Annotated in this window: 22 protein-coding genes; 11 read left to right on the forward strand and 11 right to left on the reverse strand. The window is 57.0% G+C overall.

Annotation, left to right across the window (positions count from 1 at the left end; all coding sequences use genetic code 11):
- Positions 1-145: 145 nt before the first annotated feature.
- A complete protein-coding gene (locus AB7933_RS12110; RefSeq protein ID WP_024074476.1) occupies positions 146-964 on the forward strand; it encodes a shikimate 5-dehydrogenase in 819 nt (272 codons plus the stop codon).
- 120 nt (positions 965-1,084) lie between these two features.
- Here the strand turns inward: AB7933_RS12110 and AB7933_RS12115 are convergent, their stop codons facing one another.
- Positions 1,085-1,735, reverse strand: a complete 651-nt coding sequence (locus AB7933_RS12115) for a YceH family protein (RefSeq protein WP_024074477.1) — start codon at positions 1,733-1,735, stop codon at positions 1,085-1,087.
- 205 nt (positions 1,736-1,940) lie between these two features.
- Between AB7933_RS12115 and AB7933_RS12120 the strand changes: the two genes are divergently transcribed.
- Entirely contained in the window at positions 1,941-2,450 is a 510-nt protein-coding gene (locus tag AB7933_RS12120; RefSeq protein ID WP_024074478.1) for a DUF1993 domain-containing protein, read from the forward strand.
- A gap of 120 nt (positions 2,451-2,570) precedes the next feature.
- Positions 2,571-3,596: an IS110 family transposase gene (locus tag AB7933_RS12125; protein ID WP_024074122.1), complete on the forward strand. Its 1,026-nt coding sequence runs from the start codon at positions 2,571-2,573 to the stop codon at positions 3,594-3,596.
- A gap of 274 nt (positions 3,597-3,870) precedes the next feature.
- Here AB7933_RS12125 and sstT read toward each other — a convergent pair whose 3' ends face one another.
- Positions 3,871-5,091 carry a serine/threonine transporter SstT gene (gene sstT / locus AB7933_RS12130; protein WP_024074479.1) on the reverse strand — a complete coding sequence of 407 codons (1,221 nt, stop codon included), beginning with the start codon at positions 5,089-5,091 and terminating at the stop codon, positions 3,871-3,873.
- A gap of 239 nt (positions 5,092-5,330) precedes the next feature.
- Between sstT and AB7933_RS12135 the strand changes: the two genes are divergently transcribed.
- Positions 5,331-6,488 carry an MFS transporter gene (locus tag AB7933_RS12135; RefSeq protein WP_024074480.1) on the forward strand — a complete coding sequence of 386 codons (1,158 nt, stop codon included), beginning with the start codon at positions 5,331-5,333 and terminating at the stop codon, positions 6,486-6,488.
- Between the two features lie 4 nt (positions 6,489-6,492).
- Here the strand turns inward: AB7933_RS12135 and nhaR are convergent, their stop codons facing one another.
- Complete coding sequence (gene nhaR, locus AB7933_RS12140; protein ID WP_024074481.1) at positions 6,493-7,395, reverse strand: transcriptional activator NhaR; 903 nt, start codon at positions 7,393-7,395, stop codon at positions 6,493-6,495.
- A 134-nt stretch (positions 7,396-7,529) separates the two neighbouring features.
- Between nhaR and AB7933_RS12145 the strand changes: the two genes are divergently transcribed.
- The 4 genes from AB7933_RS12145 (at position 7,530) to mnmH (ending at position 10,792) form a co-directional block, all read left to right on the forward strand.
- Positions 7,530-7,781: a hypothetical protein gene (locus AB7933_RS12145; RefSeq protein WP_024074482.1), complete on the forward strand. Its 252-nt coding sequence runs from the start codon at positions 7,530-7,532 to the stop codon at positions 7,779-7,781.
- A gap of 29 nt (positions 7,782-7,810) precedes the next feature.
- Entirely contained in the window at positions 7,811-8,560 is a 750-nt protein-coding gene (locus AB7933_RS12150; RefSeq protein WP_024074483.1) for a TerC family protein, read from the forward strand.
- A 94-nt stretch (positions 8,561-8,654) separates the two neighbouring features.
- Positions 8,655-9,689 carry a selenide, water dikinase SelD gene (gene selD / locus AB7933_RS12155; RefSeq protein ID WP_024074484.1) on the forward strand — a complete coding sequence of 345 codons (1,035 nt, stop codon included), beginning with the start codon at positions 8,655-8,657 and terminating at the stop codon, positions 9,687-9,689.
- Positions 9,689-10,792 carry a tRNA 2-selenouridine(34) synthase MnmH gene (mnmH, locus tag AB7933_RS12160; RefSeq protein ID WP_024074485.1) on the forward strand — a complete coding sequence of 368 codons (1,104 nt, stop codon included), beginning with the start codon at positions 9,689-9,691 and terminating at the stop codon, positions 10,790-10,792. The genes selD and mnmH overlap by 1 nt, the downstream gene beginning before the upstream one ends.
- 64 nt (positions 10,793-10,856) lie before the next feature.
- Here the strand turns inward: mnmH and AB7933_RS12165 are convergent, their stop codons facing one another.
- Positions 10,857-11,912 carry a permease gene (locus AB7933_RS12165; protein ID WP_024074486.1) on the reverse strand — a complete coding sequence of 352 codons (1,056 nt, stop codon included), beginning with the start codon at positions 11,910-11,912 and terminating at the stop codon, positions 10,857-10,859.
- A gap of 103 nt (positions 11,913-12,015) precedes the next feature.
- On the reverse strand, positions 12,016-12,717 hold the full coding sequence (locus AB7933_RS12170; RefSeq protein ID WP_024074487.1) for a hypothetical protein: 702 nt from the start codon (positions 12,715-12,717) through the stop codon (positions 12,016-12,018).
- A gap of 254 nt (positions 12,718-12,971) precedes the next feature.
- Between AB7933_RS12170 and AB7933_RS12175 the strand changes: the two genes are divergently transcribed.
- From AB7933_RS12175 to hemB, 3 genes are all read left to right on the forward strand, one after another.
- Complete coding sequence (locus tag AB7933_RS12175; RefSeq protein WP_024074488.1) at positions 12,972-13,670, forward strand: glutathione S-transferase N-terminal domain-containing protein; 699 nt, start codon at positions 12,972-12,974, stop codon at positions 13,668-13,670.
- 2 nt (positions 13,671-13,672) lie between these two features.
- Entirely contained in the window at positions 13,673-14,515 is an 843-nt protein-coding gene (locus AB7933_RS12180) for a PhzF family phenazine biosynthesis protein (RefSeq protein WP_024074489.1), read from the forward strand.
- Positions 14,516-14,631: 116 nt separating this feature from the next.
- On the forward strand, positions 14,632-15,606 hold the full coding sequence (gene hemB / locus AB7933_RS12185; RefSeq protein WP_024074490.1) for a porphobilinogen synthase: 975 nt from the start codon (positions 14,632-14,634) through the stop codon (positions 15,604-15,606).
- A gap of 199 nt (positions 15,607-15,805) precedes the next feature.
- Here hemB and AB7933_RS12190 read toward each other — a convergent pair whose 3' ends face one another.
- The 6 genes from AB7933_RS12190 to AB7933_RS12215 form a co-directional block, all read right to left on the reverse strand.
- Entirely contained in the window at positions 15,806-16,165 is a 360-nt protein-coding gene (locus AB7933_RS12190; RefSeq protein WP_024074491.1) for a hypothetical protein, read from the reverse strand.
- A gap of 293 nt (positions 16,166-16,458) precedes the next feature.
- Complete coding sequence (locus AB7933_RS12195; protein WP_024074492.1) at positions 16,459-16,767, reverse strand: contact-dependent growth inhibition system immunity protein; 309 nt, start codon at positions 16,765-16,767, stop codon at positions 16,459-16,461.
- Positions 16,768-16,988: 221 nt separating this feature from the next.
- The gene (locus AB7933_RS12200) at positions 16,989-17,402 is read right to left on the reverse strand and encodes a hypothetical protein (RefSeq protein ID WP_024074493.1); all 414 of its coding nucleotides are present in this window, start codon (positions 17,400-17,402) and stop codon (positions 16,989-16,991) included.
- A gap of 46 nt (positions 17,403-17,448) precedes the next feature.
- Entirely contained in the window at positions 17,449-17,829 is a 381-nt protein-coding gene (locus AB7933_RS12205) for a hypothetical protein (protein ID WP_024074494.1), read from the reverse strand.
- 142 nt (positions 17,830-17,971) lie between these two features.
- Entirely contained in the window at positions 17,972-18,319 is a 348-nt protein-coding gene (locus AB7933_RS12210; protein ID WP_041160889.1) for a hypothetical protein, read from the reverse strand.
- Positions 18,320-18,809: 490 nt separating this feature from the next.
- On the reverse strand, positions 18,810-19,208 hold the full coding sequence (locus AB7933_RS12215) for a hypothetical protein (protein ID WP_227496858.1): 399 nt from the start codon (positions 19,206-19,208) through the stop codon (positions 18,810-18,812).
- Positions 19,209-19,212 lie beyond the last annotated feature (4 nt).

Genomic DNA, 19,212 nt, shown 5'->3' on the forward strand with positions numbered 1-19,212 from the left:
CCCCTGCGCTTGTGGTCTGCAATCAATAGACTCAAGGATTGTCGCGGGGATACTTTTAAGACAACGTATTTCTGAAAAACAGCACAGCCACTAGGTAAAGGTTGTGTAAGGTCTGTACCCATTTGCTTACTTAAAGGAGCTTGCGATGCAGATGCACCCCAACAAGGACACCCAATTGTGCATGTCACTGTCGGCGCGCCCTGGGAATTTTGGCCTGCGTTTTCATAACCATCTGTACGAGCAGTTGGGTTTGAACTTCTACTATAAAGCCTTCAGCAGCCAGGATTTGCCCGGTGCGATCGGCGGTATTCGCGCCTTGGGCATTCGCGGTTGCGGGGTGTCCATGCCGTTCAAGGAAGCCGCCATTGCCTTAGTGGACGAACTGGATGATTCGGTTCAAGCCATTGACTCCCTGAACACTATCGTCAACACCGACGGCCACCTCAAGGCCTACAACACCGACTACATCGCTATCGAACAACTGCTGAAAAAACACGTGGTGCCACAGGATTCGACCTTTGCCCTGCGTGGCAGCGGCGGCATGGCCAAGGCCGTGGCCAGTGCCTTGCGTGACGGTGGCTATGCCCATGGCGTGATCGTGGCGCGCAATGAGGCGGCGGGGCGGGCATTGGCGCAGAATCTTGGGTACGAATGGCGGGCTGAACTGGGTGATTTGCGCCCACGGATGCTGATTAACGTAACGCCGATCGGCATGACCGGCGGGGCCGAGGCGGACGCGTTGGCGTTTGAGGCGGATGCCGTTGATAAAGCCGAGACAGTGTTCGATGTGGTGGCGATCCCCGCCGAAACGCCGTTGATTGTGCGAGGGCGGGCCAAGGGCAAGCGGGTGATTACTGGCCTGGAAGTGATTGCGATCCAGGCGCTGGAGCAGTTCGTCCTGTACACCGGCATTCGACCGACTCAGGAACAGTTCGAAAAGGCCGTGGTGTTTGCCCGAAGCTGAAGAACGCTGGTGATCAAATGTGGGAGGGGGTTTGCCCCCGATGACGGTGTATCAGGCAATGAATGTATTGACCGAACCACCGCTATCGGGGGCAAACCCCCTCCCACATTTTTGACCGTGTCAGGCCTGTTCCAGCTGTGCCAGGCGCTCTTCCAGCGCCGCAATCCGTGCTTCAAGCTCTTCAATACGATCCAGCGAGACCGCGCCGGCAGAGCGCTCCACCGGGCTCCCCCGCGCCGCGATAATCGCCTCGATATCCGCCGGGTCCCCCAGCGCATGGGTATAGCGATCTTCCCGCTGTCCGGCCTGACGTGGCACCAGCAGCGCCAATCCGCGTGCGATCAGGCGCTCCAACTGGTGCACCACTTGCTCGGCATCTTCGAAATCATGCATGCGCCCGCTGCGGGTCAGCAGTTCATTGACCGTCTGCGGTCCGCGTAAAAACAGCAGCCCGGTCAGGATCACCTGGGCCGGCACCAGCTCCAGCGCCTTGTCTACCCGATGCTCCCAGCGGTCGGCGCGACTGCCCATCACCAATCGGGTAAAGCCCTGGCCTTCGAGTGCGCGCAGGCTCTGGCCGACCTGGCCTGGGCTGAGGTTCATGGCGGGTTCGCGGCTGGTCTTCTGGTTGCAGGCCAGGACCAGGGCGTTGAGGGTCAGGGGATAGGTTTCGGGGTTGGTCGCCTGTTTTTCGATCAGGCAGCCCAGGATGCGGATTTCCGTGCTGTTCAGGCGCGGCTCAGGAGTGTCGGTGTCGTGCTCGGCGGTCATCGCGCTTTCCCTATGCAGTGAATGGGGGCGTTCTCAATGGGTTTCCCTACCCCGTTGTCGCCTTAAAGCAGACCAGGCCCGGCGCGGCGGGGAATCTAATTGAGAACGCCCCCGCCTAGCCTAAGCCGGAAAAAATAAAAGACAAGCGCTCGGCATGGCTATAATCGCCGCTGGTTCCAACCCTGCCATTACCGATGAGACTGTCATGACTATTTCCCTGTACGCCGCCTCCGTCCCAGTCTTCAAGCAAATGCTCAACGCCCTGAGCGATGTGCTGAACAAAGCCGAAGCCCACGCCACCGCCAAGAACATCGAGCCCAACGCCCTGCTGCAAGCGCGCCTGTTCCCGGACATGTTCCCACTGGTGCGCCAGGTGCAGATCGCGGTCGACTTCGCCAAAGGTGTTTCCGCACGCCTGGCCGAGATTGAAGTGCCGAAGTACGAAGACAGCGAAGTGACCTTCGCCGACCTGCAAGCGCTGATCGCCAAGGTCCTGGCGTTTGTCGACACCATCAAGCCTGAGCAGATCGACGGCAAGGAAGGCATCGAAATCATCACCCGCCCAGGCACCCCGAAAGAGAAACGCTTCACGGGCCAGTCCTACCTGCTGACCTACGGCCTGCCGCAGTTCTTCTTCCACGTCACTACTGCTTACGCATTGTTGCGTCACAACGGTGTGGAAGTGGGCAAGCGCGACTACATGGGCGCTTTCTAAGCCTATAAAAAAGCCCGGGGGCGTTCTTCAATGAACGGCCCCGGGCTAATGAGATGGTCACCCCCACACCCTGCGAGGGCTACGCTTTCGCAGGGTGTTTTGTTTTTGGAGGCCATCATCATGAGCGAGTCAGCACTGATCGGGATCGATCTCGGCAAACATAATTTCCACCTTCTGGGCCAAGACAAATCGGGCCGCGAGGTGTTTCGCAAAAAGCTCTCGCGAGCGCAGATGATGCGGTTCTTCGGCAACTTGCCGAGCTGCGTCGTGGTAACGGAAGCCTGTGCCGGCTCTCACTTCATCGCCCGTCAGCTTGCGGCGATGGGGCATACGACCAAGTTGATTTCACCGCAGTTTGTCCGCCCTTTCGTCAAGGGCAACAAAAATGACTTTATCGACGCAGAGGCCATTTGCGAGGCGGCTTCCCGTCCGTCCATGCGCTTCGTTACGCCTAAAACCGAGTCTCAGCAAACCCTGTCTGTCCTGCATCGCATGCGCGAGTCGTTGGTGCATGACCGCACCAAGACAGCCAATCAGATGCACGGTTTCCTGCTGGAATTTGGCATCAGCCTGCCCAAAGGCTCAGCCATCATGAAGCGTTTGGCAGCTGTTTTGGCCGAGCATGAGCTGCCTGTGCGGCTGACAGTGCTGTTGCAACGCCTGCACGATCACTTCGTTTACCTGGATGAACAGATCAAGGAACTGGACAAACAACTGGCTTGCCAGCTGGCCGACGATGATCTGGGGAGCCGTTTGCTTAGCATGCCGTGTGTCGGTCCGATCACCGCCAGCCTTCTGGCTGTAGAAATGGGCGATGGCAAGCAATACCGATGCAGTCGCGATTTTGCGGCTTCAGTGGGCTTGGTGCCGCGACAGTACAGCACGGGCGGCAAAGCCAATTTGTTGGGGATCAGCAAGCGGGGTGACAAGCACCTGCGGCAACTGCTGGTGCAATGCTCCAGGGTTTACATGCAGAGGCTGGATCATCAGAAGGGGGCTTTGGCCGACTGGGTGCGAGCGCTGCTGCGCCGACGACACTCGAATGTGGTGGCCTGTGCCCTGGCCAACAAACTGGCGCGTATCGCTTGGGCGATAGCGGCTCACCATGCGCAATATGAAGCAGGGCCAGACGCCTTGAACGCCTGACCCTGCGGTTGTTGCAGTACCACAATTCACCCTTCAGGTTTTGCGATAGCTGAACAACGGATGACGTGAACGGCCTACCGGCCTGGCGAAGATCCTGACATAAAAATCGGCTTCAGAAGCCGACGGGCTTTTAAGGATCGTCAGGCGCGACTCTCATCGTGGCGCTGGGGCAAGCCCCAAACAGACGCCGGATAGATTTAAGCAAGCCAACCACATCGCCCGTTAATCAGTATTGCAAAAATGGGGGGGACCATAGATTTTTTACGCCTGGAGTTCAAACAGGCAGTTCTTCCTTGCCCAGGCACGCGGCCGCGGTAAACAACACATCCGTGGACGAGTTAAGTGCAGTCTCCGCCGAATCCTGCAACACACCGATGATGAAACCGACCGCCACCACCTGCATGGCAATTTCGCTGGGAATGCCGAACAGGCTGCACGCCAGGGGAATCAGCAGCAGTGAACCACCGGCCACCCCCGAGGCTCCGCAGGCACAGACTGCCGCGACGACGCTGAGCAGTACGGCGGTGGGCAGGTCGACGGCAATCCCGAGGGTGTGCACGGCAGCCAGGGTCAATACGGTGATGGTGATCGCGGCGCCGGCCATATTGATGGTGGCGCCCAGGGGGATCGACACCGAGTAGGTGTCTTCATGCAGGCCCAGGCGTTTGCTCAACGCCAGGTTCACCGGAATATTCGCCGCCGAGCTGCGGGTGAAGAAGGCGGTGATGCCACTTTCGCGCAGGCACATCAGCACCAGTGGGTACGGGTTGCGGCGCAGCTTCCAGAACACGATGGCCGGGTTGATCACCAAGGCCACGAACAGCATGCAGCCGATCAACACCACCAACAGGTGCGCATAGCCGAGCAGGGCGCTGAAACCGGAAGTGGCCAAGGTCGAGGCCACCAGGCCGAAGATACCCAGCGGCGCAAAGCGGATCACCACGCGCACAATCAAGGTGACGCCGTTGGACAGGTCGTCGAGTACGGTGCGGGTGGTTTCGCCGGCATGGCGAATCGCGATCCCCATGCCGATGGCCCAGGCCAGGATGCCGATGAAGTTGGCATTCATCAGGGCACTGATCGGGTTATCCACCACGCTGAGCAGCAGGCTTTGCAGCACCTCGCCGATGCCGCCGGGGGCGCTCACCATGGCGTCATGGGTGGCCAGTACGAGGAACGAGGGAAACAGGGTGCTGGCGATCACCGCAACGACTGCCGCGGCAAAGGTGCCCAGCAGGTACAGGAACAGGATCGGCTTGATGTGGGTTTCCTGGCCGTGTTTATGGTTGGCGATCGACGCCATGACCAGCACAAACACCAGGATCGGCGCGACGGCCTTGAGCGCAGTGACAAACACTTTGCCGATAAACCCGGTGGCCTTGGCGGCGTCGGGCAACAGCAGGGCCAGCAGGATACCGGCGATCAAGCCGATGACGATTTGCGTGACCAGGCTGACACGCGCAAGTCGTTGAAAGAGGGAAGGGGCAGCAGTCATAAAGTTGTCTCTGTTTTTTTAATGGGTGCAGCAGGGCGGGCGGAAAGGGCTGTAGGAAACAGGTCGCGAAGTCTAGCATGCTGCACGAACTGTCCCGGCCAATGCGGCAATGCGTCACCGGCCGGGCGCCGGTCTTAGCCAAGTCCGGACATGTTCTGTTAAGATTCTTGCCTCTCATCTTTCCTCTCCGTCAGCGAGCCCCCAGGGCAGTCGTTGATGTCGTCGTTTCTGGAGTTTTCATGCTGTTTCCGATCCTGCTGCTGTCGGCCGCCGGCTTTACCGTGCTGACCACGGAATTCATCATCGTCGGCCTGCTGCCGTCGATTGCCCGCGACCTGAATGTCAGCGTGTCCCAGGCTGGGTTACTGGTGACCCTGTTCGCGTTCACCGTGGCGGCGTTCGGCCCGTTTCTCACGGCCTACTTCGCCCGATTCCAGCGCAAACGCCTGTTCATCACGATCCTGGTCATGTTCGCCGTGGCCAATAGCGTGGCCGCGCTGGCGCCGAATATCTGGGTCATGTCCCTGGCCCGCTTGATCCCGGCCTTGGGGTTGCCGGTGTTCTGGGCCCTGGCCAGTGAAACCGCGGTGGATATCGTCGGCCCCGAATTCGCCGGGCGCGCCATTGAGAAGATCGGCTTCGGGATTGTCTGCGCCACGGTGTTTGGCATCCCGGTCGGCACGCTGATTTCCGATATGTTCGGCTGGCGTACGGCGTTTGCCCTGCTTGCGGCCATCGCGCTGGCCAAGGCCTTGCTGCTGTACATCTACCTGCCCGTCACGAACGCCAAGAACGAGCAGGTCACCTTGCGCTCACAGTTCAAGATCCTGCGCAGCCCGCTGATGCAGGGGCATATCCTGCTGTCGATCCTGGTGTTCAGCGGCATGTTCACCGCCTACACCTACTTGGCGGACATCCTCGAGCGCCTGGCCGGGTTCGACGGTACGCTGGTGGGCTGGTGCCTGATGGGGTTCGGCGCGGTCGGCCTGATCGGCAACTCCCTCGGCGGGCGCGCGGTGGATCGTCACCCGTTGATCGCCTCCATGGTGTTTTGCGGGTTTATGATCGCTGGCATGGTGGCCGTGGTGCCCGCCATTCATTCGACAATCGGGCTGGCGGCGGCGATGGCGGTGTGGGGCGTGACCCAGGCGGCGATGTTCCTGGTCAGCCATGTCCGCCTGATGAAGGCCGCGCCCCATGCGCCGGCGTTTGCCGCGTCGCTGAATATCGCCGGGGCCAACCTGGGTATCGGCCTGGGGGCCATGGTCGGTGGGCATGTCATCGACACCTTGGGCCTGGGCAGCCTGGGCTTTGCCGCCTCCGGGTTTATCCTGGTGTCGATCCTGCTGGCGCTGTGGCTGATGACGGCCAAGCAACCCGCTGCCTCCAACGCCTGAGCTGTCAGGGCAGGGCGGTGAACAATTCTCGCCGCGCACCCTCGGTAATCGCCACGATGCCGGGGTGCTTGACCTTGCGCTCCACCGAGATCGCGTAGAACGACTCGCTCACCGCATCAGTCTGGCCGATCAGCGCCACGCCGTACTGGCGCACGACCTCATCGGCGATCACGCTGGGGGCGATAAAGATGCCGCTGCCGGATTGGCCGAATGCCTGCATCAACGCGCTGTCGTCGAACTCGCCGATGATCTTTGGCTGGATCTTCTGCTCGGCAAACCAGCGCTGCAAGCGGCTGCGCACTACCGTCTCCGCCCCCGGAATCAAGAGCGGCGCGCCATGCAAGCATTGTGGGAAATCGCCGCCATGCCGGTCAGCCAGTGCCTGGGTGGCGAAGAAACTGATGCCACATTCCCCCAGTTTCTGGCTGTAACCCTTGATGTCCAAGTGCGTTGGCATAGGGCTATCGGAAATGACCAGGTCCAGGCGCTGGATCGCCAGGTCGGCCAATAAACGTTCGAGTTTATCTTCACGGCAGGTGATGCGGATCGGTTCGCTTAGCTCCATGGTCGGTGCGATCAGCCGGTAGACGATGGACTTGGGCACCACATCCGCTACCCCGACCCGGAACACAATCTGCTGTTCATTGGGTTGCGCGCGCAGCATCGCTTCCAGTTCATTGCCCGTCTGGAACATCTGCTCGGCATAGGGCAGGGCCTGGCGACCCGCTTCGGTCAGCTCCAACTGGCGGCCTACCCGTTGAAACAATGCGACACCAAAGGTTTGTTCCAGCAGGCTGATCTGCCCGCTGATGGTCTGCGGCGTGAGGTTCAGTTGCTCGCAGGCGCGCACGATGCTGCCGGTCTTGGCTACCACCCAAAAGTAATGCAGTTGTCGGTAATTGAGCATGGCACCCTACACTTCGTAAAAATCGAAGTATACGCGAGAAAAATACGAATTTTCCTGAACTGTTCGCCTGCATAGAATGCCTCGCTATCGCGGGGCCACTATTTGGACCCAATGGTTCTAACGAGGAAGACATCATGAAACTCAACTCCCTGGGCGCTGCATCGCTGCTTGCGCTTTCATTGGTGGTGGTCAGCGGCTGTGATCAAGTCGAAAAAAGCGCGCAGCAAGTGATGGGCAAGGCCACCGAGCAGGCCAAACAAGTCATCGATGAAACCCACAAGGCCGCCGAACAGGCCTTGAGCGAGGCGACCCAGGGCCTGATCAGCCCGGAAAAAAAGGATGACCAGCCAGAAAACGCGCCGCAATCGGACAGTAAAGAAGCTTAACTCCCCCCGAACAACGTCAGGACTGACCTATGGATTACCTTTTACAACTGGCCGCCAGCCCCACCGCCTGGGTCGCCCTGGCCACCTTGATCGTCATGGAAATCGTGCTGGGCATCGATAACCTGATCTTTATCTCGATCCTCACCAACAAATTGCCGGAGAAGCACCGGGCCAAGGCTCGTCGCATCGGCATCAGCATGGCGCTGGTGCTGCGCCTGGGCCTGCTGAGTACCATCGCGTTCATCGTGCAGTTGACCGCCCCGGTGTTCGAGATATTCGGCCAGGCGTTTTCGTGGAAAGACATGATCCTGATCGCCGGCGGCCTGTTCCTGGTATGGAAGGCGACGACCGAAATCCATCACAGCATGGACCCGGAGCCGGAAGAGAAGGCCAGCACCGGCAATGTCGTGGCCATCGGTTTTGCCGCCGCCATCGGGCAGATCCTGTTGCTTGACCTGGTATTTTCCATCGACAGCATCATCACTGCCGTGGGCATGACCGAGCACTTGCCGATCATGATCATTGCCGTGGTGACATCGGTCATCGTGATGCTGGTGGCGGCTGAACCGCTGGCCAAGTTCATCAACGACAACCCGACTGTGGTGATGCTGGCCCTGGGCTTCCTGATCATGATCGGCATGACGCTGATCGCCGAAGGTTTCGGTGCCCATGTGCCAAAAGGCTATGTATATGCGGCGATGGCGTTCTCGGCGGCAATCGAATGCTTGAACATCGCGCGGCGTAACCGGCACAAGCGTTTGCTCGCTGCCCGTCAGTAACGGCTGGAACAAACAGGCCGGCTGCGCTCATCCGAGCCCAGCCGGCCTTTTGCTGTCTGCTAGAATCGGCCCACTTGATAGCTTGAGGTCCACCATGAACGAGCCGATTCGACTTACCCAGTACAGCCACGGTGCGGGTTGCGGCTGCAAGATTTCCCCCCAGGTGCTGGAAGTGATCCTGGCCGGCAGCGGAGCACAGAACCTTGACCCCAAGCTGTGGGTGGGCAACGCCTCGCGCGATGATGCGGCGGTGTATGCCATCGATGATGAGCGTGGAGTCGTCTCCACCACGGATTTTTTCATGCCGATTGTCGATGATCCCTTCGATTTCGGTCGCATTGCCGCCACGAATGCCATCAGCGATATCTACGCCATGGGCGGCGACCCGCTGATGGCCATCGCCATTCTCGGCTGGCCGGTCAACGTGCTGGCCCCGGAGATCGCCCGCGAAGTCATCCGAGGCGGGCGCTCGGTGTGTGACGAAGCCGGCATTCCGTTGGCGGGTGGGCACTCCATCGATGCGCCGGAGCCGATCTTCGGCCTGGCCGTGACCGGCATCGTGCAAAAGCGCCATATGAAGCGCAACGACACGGCCACTGCTGGGTGCCAGCTGTACCTGACCAAGCCTCTGGGCATCGGTATCCTCACCACTGCCGAAAAGAAGGGCAAATTGCGTGAGGCGGATATCGGCCTGGCCCGTGACTGGATGTGCACCCTCAACAAGCCTGGCAGTCGCTTCGGCAAGTTGGCCGGCGTGACCGCGATGACCGATGTCACCGGTTTCGGCCTGCTGGGGCATCTGGTGGAAATGGCTGACGGCAGTGGCCTGACTGCGCGCATCGAGTACGAAAAGGTCCCACGCCTGCCTGGCGTGGAGTACTACCTTGACCAAGGCTGCGTCCCTGGCGGCACCTTGCGCAACTTCGACAGCTACGCCAGCAAGCTCGGGCGCCTGCAGGAACTGCACAAGCGCGTGCTGTGCGACCCCCAAACCAGCGGTGGCCTGCTGATCGCTGTCAGCCCCGACGGTGATGCCGAGTTTCACGCGGTCGCGGCTGAACTGGGCCTGGCTCTTGAGCCGATTGGCCAGTTGGTGGAGCGACAGACCAACGCGGTAGAGGTGTCTTGATGGCCACTGACATCACCGATTACCGCGATATCTTCCTCAACGACCGACCCATGATGGATACCCGCGCGCCGATCGAATTCAGCAAAGGCGCGTTTCCCGGGGTGATCAACCTGCCGTTGATGACCGACGACGAGCGCCAGCGCGTCGGCACCTGCTACAAGCAACAGGGCCAGCAGGCGGCAATCGTGCTGGGCCATGAACTGGTGTCGGGGGCGATCAAGGCCGAACGCATCGAACAGTGGGCACGATTTGCCCAGGCCCATCCCGACGGTTACCTGTACTGCTTTCGTGGCGGGCTGCGCTCGCAGATTGTGCAGCAATGGTTGAAAACCGAGGCCGGTATTGAGTACCCCCGTGTCGGCGGCGGCTACAAAGCGATGCGCTCCTTTCTGCTCGACACCGTCGAGCGCGCCACCGCCGAGTGTGATTTCGTGCTGCTGGGGGGCATGACCGGCGCGGGCAAAACCGAGGTCCTGGGCCAGTTGCGCAATGCCTTGGACCTGGAAGGCCACGCCAACCACCGGGGTTCCAGCTTCGGCAAGCGGGCCACGGCGCAGCCGTCCAATATCGACTTTGAAAACCGTCTGGCGGTAGACCTGCTGAAAAAGCGCGCGGCGGGCATCGAGCAGTTCGTCGTCGAGGATGAAAGCCGCATGATCGGCAGTTGCGCACTGCCGTTGCCCTTGCACAAAGGCATGCAGTCCTTTCCGATGGTGTGGTTGGAGGACAGTATCGAAGGGCGCGTCGAGCGAATCCTCAACGATTACGTCGTCGATCTGAGCGCGGAATTTATCGAGGTGTTTGGCGAGCAGGGCCAGGCGCTGTTTGCCGAGCGCTTGACCCAGGGCCTGGCCAATATCTACAAGCGCCTGGGGGGCGAGCGCTTCCAGCGATTGCAGGTGATTCTGCAGGAGGCCCTGGCGGAACAGGCACGCACCGGCGTCGTGGATTTGCATCGGCTGTGGATCGAAGGTTTGCTGTGCGAGTACTACGATCCGATGTACGCCTTCCAGCGTGAAAAGAAAGGCGCACGGATCGAGTTCTCCGGCGAGCAGGGCGCGGTGCTGGCGTACTTGCGCGAGCGTAGCGCCCGGCGCGGTTGACAGGTGGGTTCAGGTGCCTCATCGCGGGCTTGCTCGCGATAGGGCCGTCAGCCTCAACGAAGCGTTAGAGGATCACGGCACCGATCAATCCGCACACCACGCCCACCAGCATGGTCAAGCCGGCCACCGTCACCAGCACCCGCGCATCGAAATCCTTGCGCAGCATCAACAGCGACGGCAGGCTCACGCTCGGCAAGGTCATCAGCAAGGCCACGGCGGGGCCGGTGCCCATGCCCAGGGTCATCATGGTTTGTACGATGGGGATCTCTGCCGCTGTAGGAATCACAAACAGCGTGCCGACAATCGCCAGCGGTACCAGCCACACCAGGCTGTTGGCCATGGCGCCGTCCACATGGGGAAACAGCCAGACCCGCGCTGCACCGAGCACCAGCACCGCCAGGATATAGATCGGTATCGTGCTCCAGAAGAGCTGCCACAGGGTACGCAGCCAGCGGCTCAGGAACGGTTGCGACTCCGTGCTGCTGGCTTCGGCTACAGCCTCCAATGCCGCTTCCGGCACCTGTTCCGGCCGGGCGATGCGCTGTGCCACCATCGACACCCCCACCACCAGCACAATCCCCGCCACCAGCCGCAACGCCGTAAACCCCCAGCCCAGCACAAACCCCATGAACACCAGCGTGGCTGGGTTCAGCACCGGGTTGGCGATCCAGAATGCCAGCGCGGCGCCCACCGATACCCGCTGGCGGCGCATGCCTGCCGCGACCGGTGCCGCGCAGCAACTGCACATCATCCCCGGCAAGGCGAACAGCCCGCCGCGCAAGGTCGAACCCAGCCCGGCGCGGCCGAACAGGCGCAACAGCCAATCGCGAGGGATCAGGACTTGCAGCAAGGAACCAAGGATCACCGCCAACACAGCGGCTTTCCAGATCGCCAGGAAATACACCTGGGCATAGGCCAGCGCCGCGGCCAGCGGCGAGCTTTGCTGGTCATTGAGAATCGAGGCGCCGATGCTGTGGTTATCGGCGGCCACAAATGCCTTGAGGTAATAAGGCGACCACTTCACGTAGTAGAGGCCCACGCAGGCCACCAGCAGGAATAACGTTGGTTTCCACCAGAATGACCAGCCTCGGTTGGGCTGGGTGGAGGTGAGGTTGGGCATGGAAAGGTTCCGCAGGCGAGTCAAGAACGCAGCATCATACGCCCTTGCCTTCGATCATACCCACGCTCCTGCGTGCGCAAGGCTCAAGCCGAAACGCTGCGCTTCAGAGATCGGCACTGGCCTGGGTCGCCTGTGGGCAAGTTTCGTCGCCGTTATTCAGCCCTTGCTTGTAGTTACGGCTCAGCAACGAGGCCTTGCCGTTGTGCCAGGTCAGCGTCAACACATACAGCGTGTCGTAGTCGCTGCCGGACCAGTCATTGGTGATGGTGTGCTTTTCGCCCACCGCTTCACTGGCCACCTTGTTGATCAACTCCGGCAGGTAACCGTGGGACCAGGCGGTGTAGATGATGGCGTTGTGGTACTTGTCTTCCACCAGTTCGTCGGCGAGGGCGCTGGTGTCATTGGCCGAAAACTTGATGTTCACCGGCAGGCCGAGCTTGATCGCGCTGGGGCTGATGGTCATCAGGGGGCGAATGTAGCTGTACGAGTTATCTTTCTCGCCTTCTTCGATATTGCGCGTGGGGTTGGCGGCAAACACGAAGTTGGCCTTGCCGAATTTTTCCGGCAATACGGTGGCCAGGTTCATCGCACGGTTCAGGCCCTGGCAATTGAGCTGGCCCAGGCCGCCGGCGGGTTTTTCGCCGTGGCGCAGGAAAACCAGGGTTTGCACGCCATCCACCGGTTGGGCGCGGCTTTCGCGAGCGTCGAGGGCGGCGACCATGGCGGCGCTGACCAGCAGCAGCGGCAGCGTAATGTAGGAATAGCGTTTCAGTCGTTGTACATGGCGCAGAGGCTTGATCTTCATTGTAGGTTCGAGTCTTCATGCGTCAGGTTAAGGCGGACAAGCCTGGCCCCAGTCACGCCGATAGCGTCCTGCGGTGTGTTCCCTGTCGATACAGCGAGGTGCCTCCATTTACCGTTCGGGCGCATGTAAGAGTGCGCTTGGGCACTTTGGTTCGCCCGTGCGGGACATTAGCCCGCCAATGTTGCGCAATGATGACTTATGCACGACGGCAGGCGGGTGGCTATCATGGTGACTTTCTGCCTTGGGGTTTCCCGATGAATTCGCTCGCTGCCTTCCCGATCAACAGCAAATGGCCCGCCCAGCACCCTGAGCGCCTGCAGCTGTACTCGCTGCCCACGCCTAATGGAGTCAAGGTCTCGATCATGCTCGAAGAGCTGGGCCTGCCCTATGAAGCGCACAAGGTCAGTTTCGACACCCAGGACCAGCTGTCGCCCGAGTTCATGTCCCTGAACCCCAACAACAAGATTCCCGCGATCATCGACCCCAATGGCCCCAGCGGCCAGCCGTTGGCGCTGTTCGAGTCCGGCGCGATCTTGATTTACCTGGCGGAAAAGACCAGCCAACTGCTCTCGGAAGATCCGGCCACCCGCTACGAAACCCTTCAGTGGCTGATGTTTCAGATGGCCGGCATCGGTCCGATGTTCGGCCAGGTGGGGTTCTTCAACAAATTCGCCGGTAAGGCCTACGAAGACAAACGCCCGCGCGACCGCTACGTCGCCGAATCCCGACGCTTGTTGGCGGTGCTGGAGAAACGCTTGCTGGGGCGTACCTGGATCATGGGCGACGACTACAGCATCGCCGACATCGCCACTTTCCCGTGGATTCGCAACCTGATCGGCTTCTACGAAGCGGGCGATCTGGTCGGCATTGCCGACTTCCCCAATGTACTGCGCGCGCTGGACGGTTTTGTTGCCCGGCCAGCCGTGATCCGTGGCTTGAACATTCCGAGCTGAGCATGCCGACTTTCGATTTCAAACAACTGGATGTATTTAGCCGCGAGTCGCTCAAAGGTAATCCGCTGGCCGTGGTGCTGGGCGCCGATAGCCTCAGCGACCAGCAAATGGCCGACTTTGCCCGATGGACCAATCTCAGTGAGACCACATTTTTGCTGACACCCCGTGATCCACGGGCCGACTACCGCGTACGAATTTTCACTACCTTGAAGGAGCTGCCATTCGCCGGGCACCCCACATTGGGCAGTTGCCATGCATGGCTCCAAGCCGGAGGTATCCCCAAGGGCGAGGAGATCATCCAGGAATGTGAAATCGGCCTGGTGCGTGTCCGCCGTCAAGGGGATGAACTGGCGTTTATTGCGCCGCCGTTATTGCGCGACGGCCCGGTGGAAGCGCCATTGGTCGAGCGCGTGCGCCTGGCCTTGGGCCTGGAGCCGCAAGCGATTGTGCGCAGCCAATGGGTTGATAACGGGGCCGATTGGCTGGCGATAATGTTGGCCGATCGCAATCAAGTCCTGGGCTTGCAGCCAGACTATTCGCAACTGCTCGGTTTGGCCGTGGGTGTCATAGCCCCTTGCAACCCAGCCCACGATGACGTGGAGGCGCACTTTGAAGTGCGTGCCTTTGTCGCAGGCGATGGCGCCCAGGAAGACCCGGCCACCGGCAGCTTGAATGCCGGCATTGCGCAGTGGCTACTGAGCGAGGGGCTGGCGCCGGAGCGTTATGTGGTCAGCCAGGGCACGGCCATAGGGCGTGCGGGGCGCATTCACATCGAGCGCCAGGGCGATGAAATCTGGGTCGGTGGGGCAGTGGCGGTATGCATCGAAGGGCGTCTACAGCTCTAGATCAATGAATTATTACGAGCCTGGCAATACACTGTTGGCCCCTGGGCATTTGTGCTGCCGGGGCCAAGGGGCATAAGCTTTCGCCCCAAAGTTTTCAGTCTTCAGTCAGGAAAGCCATGACCAGCCAGTTCCCCCAAGCCCGCCCACGCCGCCTGCGCCGCTCCCCGGAGCTGCGCAGTTTGTTCCAGGAAACCGAGTTCACCCTCAACGACCTGGTATTGCCGATCTTCGTCGAAGAAGAAATCGACGACTTCGTGCCGATCACCAGCATGCCGGGGGTGTTGCGTATTCCCGAGAAGAAGCTGGCCCATGAGGTCGAGCGCTATGCCCGTGCGGGGATCAAGTCGGTGATGACCTTTGGCGTGTCCCACCACCTGGACGCCAGTGGCAGTGACACCTGGAAGGAACGCGGGCTGGTCTCGCGCATGTCCTCGATCATCAAGGACGCTGTGCCGGAAATGATCGTGATGTCCGACACCTGCTTCTGTGAATACACCGACCACGGCCACTGCGGCGTAATGCACGGTGCCCACGTCGACAACGACGCGACTCTGGTCAACCTGGGCAAGCAAGCCGTTGCCGCCGCCCGCGCCGGAGCCGATGTGATTGCACCGTCGGCGGCGATGGACGGCCAGGTCCAGGCGATTCGCCGCGCCCTGGATGACGCCGGGTTCACCCATATCCCGATCATGGCCTACTCCACCAAATTCGCCTCGGCCCTCTACGGCCCGTTCCGCGAAGCCGGTGGCAGCGCGCTCAAGGGCGACCGCAAGAGCTACCAGATGAACCCGATGAACCGCCGCGAAGCTGTGCGCGAATCGCTGCTCGACGAACAGGAAGGCGCGGACGCGCTGATGGTCAAACCGGCCGGTGCCTACCTCGACATCATCCGCGACATCCGCGAAGCCTCGCGCCTGCCGGTGGCGGCGTATCAGGTCAGCGGCGAATACGCGATGATCAAGTTCGGTGCCCAGGCGGGGGCGATTGATGAGGATCGGGTGGTGCGTGAAACCCTCGGCTCGATCAAACGCGCGGGTGCGGATTTGATCTTCACCTACTTCGCGATGGACTTGGCGTTGGCCGGTATCTGAGAACAGTGCAAACCCTGTGGCGAGCGAGCTTGCTCGCGTTGGGCTGCGTAGCAGCCCTAAACCCCTGATTTACCTTAAATACTTCATCTCCCTGACTAACTGCATTCTGTGGCATTTGAATTTTGTGATTGGGTGAATGAGATTTTCTTCAATCGTTGGTCTGAATTTTATTTGTTTATTTCGGCTGTATAATTAGTTTTTATTTGTTGTTCATAGCTTCTGCATTGTATTTGTCAAGGCAGTCAAGCAAGACTTTCATGAATTGCCTTTTGTCAGTTATTTCGTCGTTGAAATAAGTATCAAAAAGATAAAATACGGACTCGAAGTTTTCGTCTGTATTTAAGAAGTGTCGGATGGTGTTGATGTGCCACTCCCTTTCATCTTTCTTAGATTTGATGAATTCAGGTTTGGTAAGTGTGTCAAATAGTTCGGTGAGTTCTTTGTCATTGTTTATATTTTTTGATGCAATGAAGATCTCTCTTTCGGAGTCGTCAAGGTTTTCGATGTTGTAGGTGAATAAAAGGCTGCGGAGGATTGAAAGTTTAGGGGGACGTTTCATATCAGTAGTCCGTATAAGCGGTGATTGGGTTTCCGTCTGAGTCTAGTATTACTGTTGCTTTTCGTTGTTTTCCATATTCAAATCTGTCTTTTTTATAGCCCTCTCCGATTTTTTTCCCATGTTCGTGGGGTCGCGAGATGTTTCGAAGTTGGTACGTCTATATGTTGTATCGGCACAAAAAAATTTGCCTATAAATAGTACTGCCCCCTTTCTGATAACTATCTGGTCGTAAGCTTATCAAGCTTTACCTGTCGCTCCGCACGTGTCAGTTTCGGTGAGGCGGGTTCTCAATTTTATTCCCCGAGTAAGTGATTTTCGAGTTTTCGGAGTACGTGATCCAGCCATAGTGGTCCTGAAGCCCATTGATTTGGATAATAATAGTAACAATACTGCTCATGTAACAGATTTTCCTGGAGTTCTGACTCGTTTGTGTAAGAAGTAATTAGGTCTAAAATTTGATTTCTTACAGTCAATACTACATCGGTAGGCGACTCGAGTAGAAAGCTATCAATGACCTCGTCAGCAGAGGCATGATTTTCTGTCCAGTCCTGATTAAAGTAGGCGCCAAAAAAATGTTGAAGTTCTGTTAAGGTTTTGTTCATTTTTATATTGCGAGACAAAGGGGAGGCAGAGGGATGGATTTATTTGATTGAGAACAGTGAATTTGAATTTAAGCCTATTAATAGTTTTGTCCCCATTTTTCTGTTCCCTTTCTGGTCTTGCATGACTGGGGTCGCTTCGCCGTCCAGTGCGAGCAAAGCCTGCTCGCCACAGGTCGCAGGCATGATCTGAAAAATTGTTCTTTCGACTTATTTAAAAAGGTTTAATTGAGTTTTTCATAGTCTTTCGCGCCTATTGAGGCTAGCCAAGTCTTGAAAAAATCAATTTGTACTTGCGGATCGTTTGTTAGGTTGTTGTCTTCATAGTCAAATAAATGAACTATATTGTCTTGATCTGCGTGTTTGCCTAGTGTCATCTCGTATGCGACGAGTCCCGCGCTCATTTGAGAAGCCATTCTTGAAGGCATGACGTTTATCTTTGCGCCCTTGCACAAAAATGTCATGTGTGGGAATTCCGCTCTGACTTTTGCCAAGCACACGTATATGTCTTTTCCTTGATAAAGTTTTCTGAAGTTATTGGATTCTGAAAACCACATCAGCCTATTTACGGGGTCATATTTTACGGTTGTTTCGATTTTTATATTATTACGTATGACTTGAATTTTTTGGTATTCCATTTTTTATTTCTGCTGAGCCTTCTCGGGTGAGTGATTTATGGTTTGTCTAAATTGATTTAGCCCATTTGTTACGATAAAGAATTTGCTCGTTAACATCGTTAGTCAGTTCGTTTTCTTCATAATCGAATATGCGGACCAGCTTGGCCTCTGGATCGCCCATTTCAACTTCGTATGCCACGATTCCACTTGACATTTGGGATGCCATTGCGGACGGGTAGACATTTATTTTAGAACCTTTGCACAGGAAAGTTATGTCGCTGAACTCTTTTCTTAATAAACCAAAACAGATGAAAATATCTGTATCGGTATATGTTCTTTTGGCACCATTGCTAAATGTTATGGAGAGGGAGGGTATGCTTCTGTCATATTCAATGGTGGCCATTTCTCTAAGAGAATTATTAATTATGGCTATTTCTATGCTTTTCATTTTTTATTGTCTATTTGGATTGATTGGCGAATAGCCTTTATGTGTGCCGTTATCGTAAAGTGGGGGGGCATATAAGGTATCTTTAGTGTTTATCCGTTCGAGACAAAGGGCGGTGGATTTGTTTAATTGCTGCTTTTTGCGATTACTGAGTGTTACGGTATTGCCTCAATCGACCGAGCAGCGTTCTCATGAACATTTGCTGATTAATTACAGGTTCACTGAAATAAGTTGCCATTGTTTTGAATATTGAGTCGAAGTTGTCTCCGATGGATAAGTAGTGTTCGATCGAGTCAATGAACCACTCTTGCTCCTGTTTAGTGTATGACAGGAATTCCGGTTTGGTCAGTTCGTCAATTAGTTCAATAAGCTCTTTTTCAGTGTTTATATTTTTTGACGAAATAAGATTTTCTCTTTTTAAATCATCCGTATTTTCAATATCATAAGTGAACAGTAGTCCGCGAATTATTGACATGTTTGGTTTGTTTTTCATTTTTATTACTCGGTGTAAGCCGTTTTTGGATTTCCGTTTTGTCCAATATTGCTCGAGCTTTGCGTTGTTGACTATATTTAGTTTCGTCGCTGGAATACCCTTCGCCAATAATTTTTCCCATGTCTCCGTTTCTTCTGAAGATCAGCTGTGCTCGATATATCGAGTTCAATTGATCCCTGTGACTAGGGACAAAGGGACGGATTTATTTGACTGAAAGCAGTGAGTTTTAACTTAAGCCTATTAATAGTTCTGTTCCCATTTTCCCGCATTTTTTCAAGGCCAGGCGAAACTCCGTGGTGACCCATCTCTTGAGGCAAGCGAGTTCCTGTGGCGAGCGAGCTTGCCTCGCGTTGGGCTGCGTAGCAGCCCCATAACCGACACCGCTGAACTACTTGAAACCCCGCATTGCCCTGACTGGTGCCGCTTCGCGGCCCAACGCGAGCAAGCTCGCTCGCCACAGCGTTTTGGGTTGTCAGGGAAAGTGGTGGTGTTACCACGTTGACTGGTCTTCGAGGCTGGCTTTTTGCAGGTCGTCTTTCCATACCTCATTGGCTAGCCGGTAGATATCGGCGAAGAAGCCTCTAGGGTCGGCGATTTCCGTTTCGTCCCAAGCCATAGTTATGTGTTCGTCGTAATCACTTTCGAATTCTCTCGCAAAGTCAAAGTCGGGTTTGTCTAGCACACTCCTGAGTGCAGACATCAACACGAAGCGATGCCTGTAGGAGAGATACATAAGATCCTTAAGAATATAAGAAATTATAATTATTTCTCTGTCTTTTTCATTGTTAGGGTTGTACTGTCGTAATTCTTTTTCGACCGTGTTCTCAAGGTCGTATATCGATAAAGCTCCTAATATATGAGAGATGTTAGGGGCGTAGGGAGTATTCATGAAT

Source organism: Pseudomonas gorinensis, from assembly GCF_042015035.1.
Classification (GTDB): domain Bacteria; phylum Pseudomonadota; class Gammaproteobacteria; order Pseudomonadales; family Pseudomonadaceae; genus Aquipseudomonas; species Aquipseudomonas gorinensis.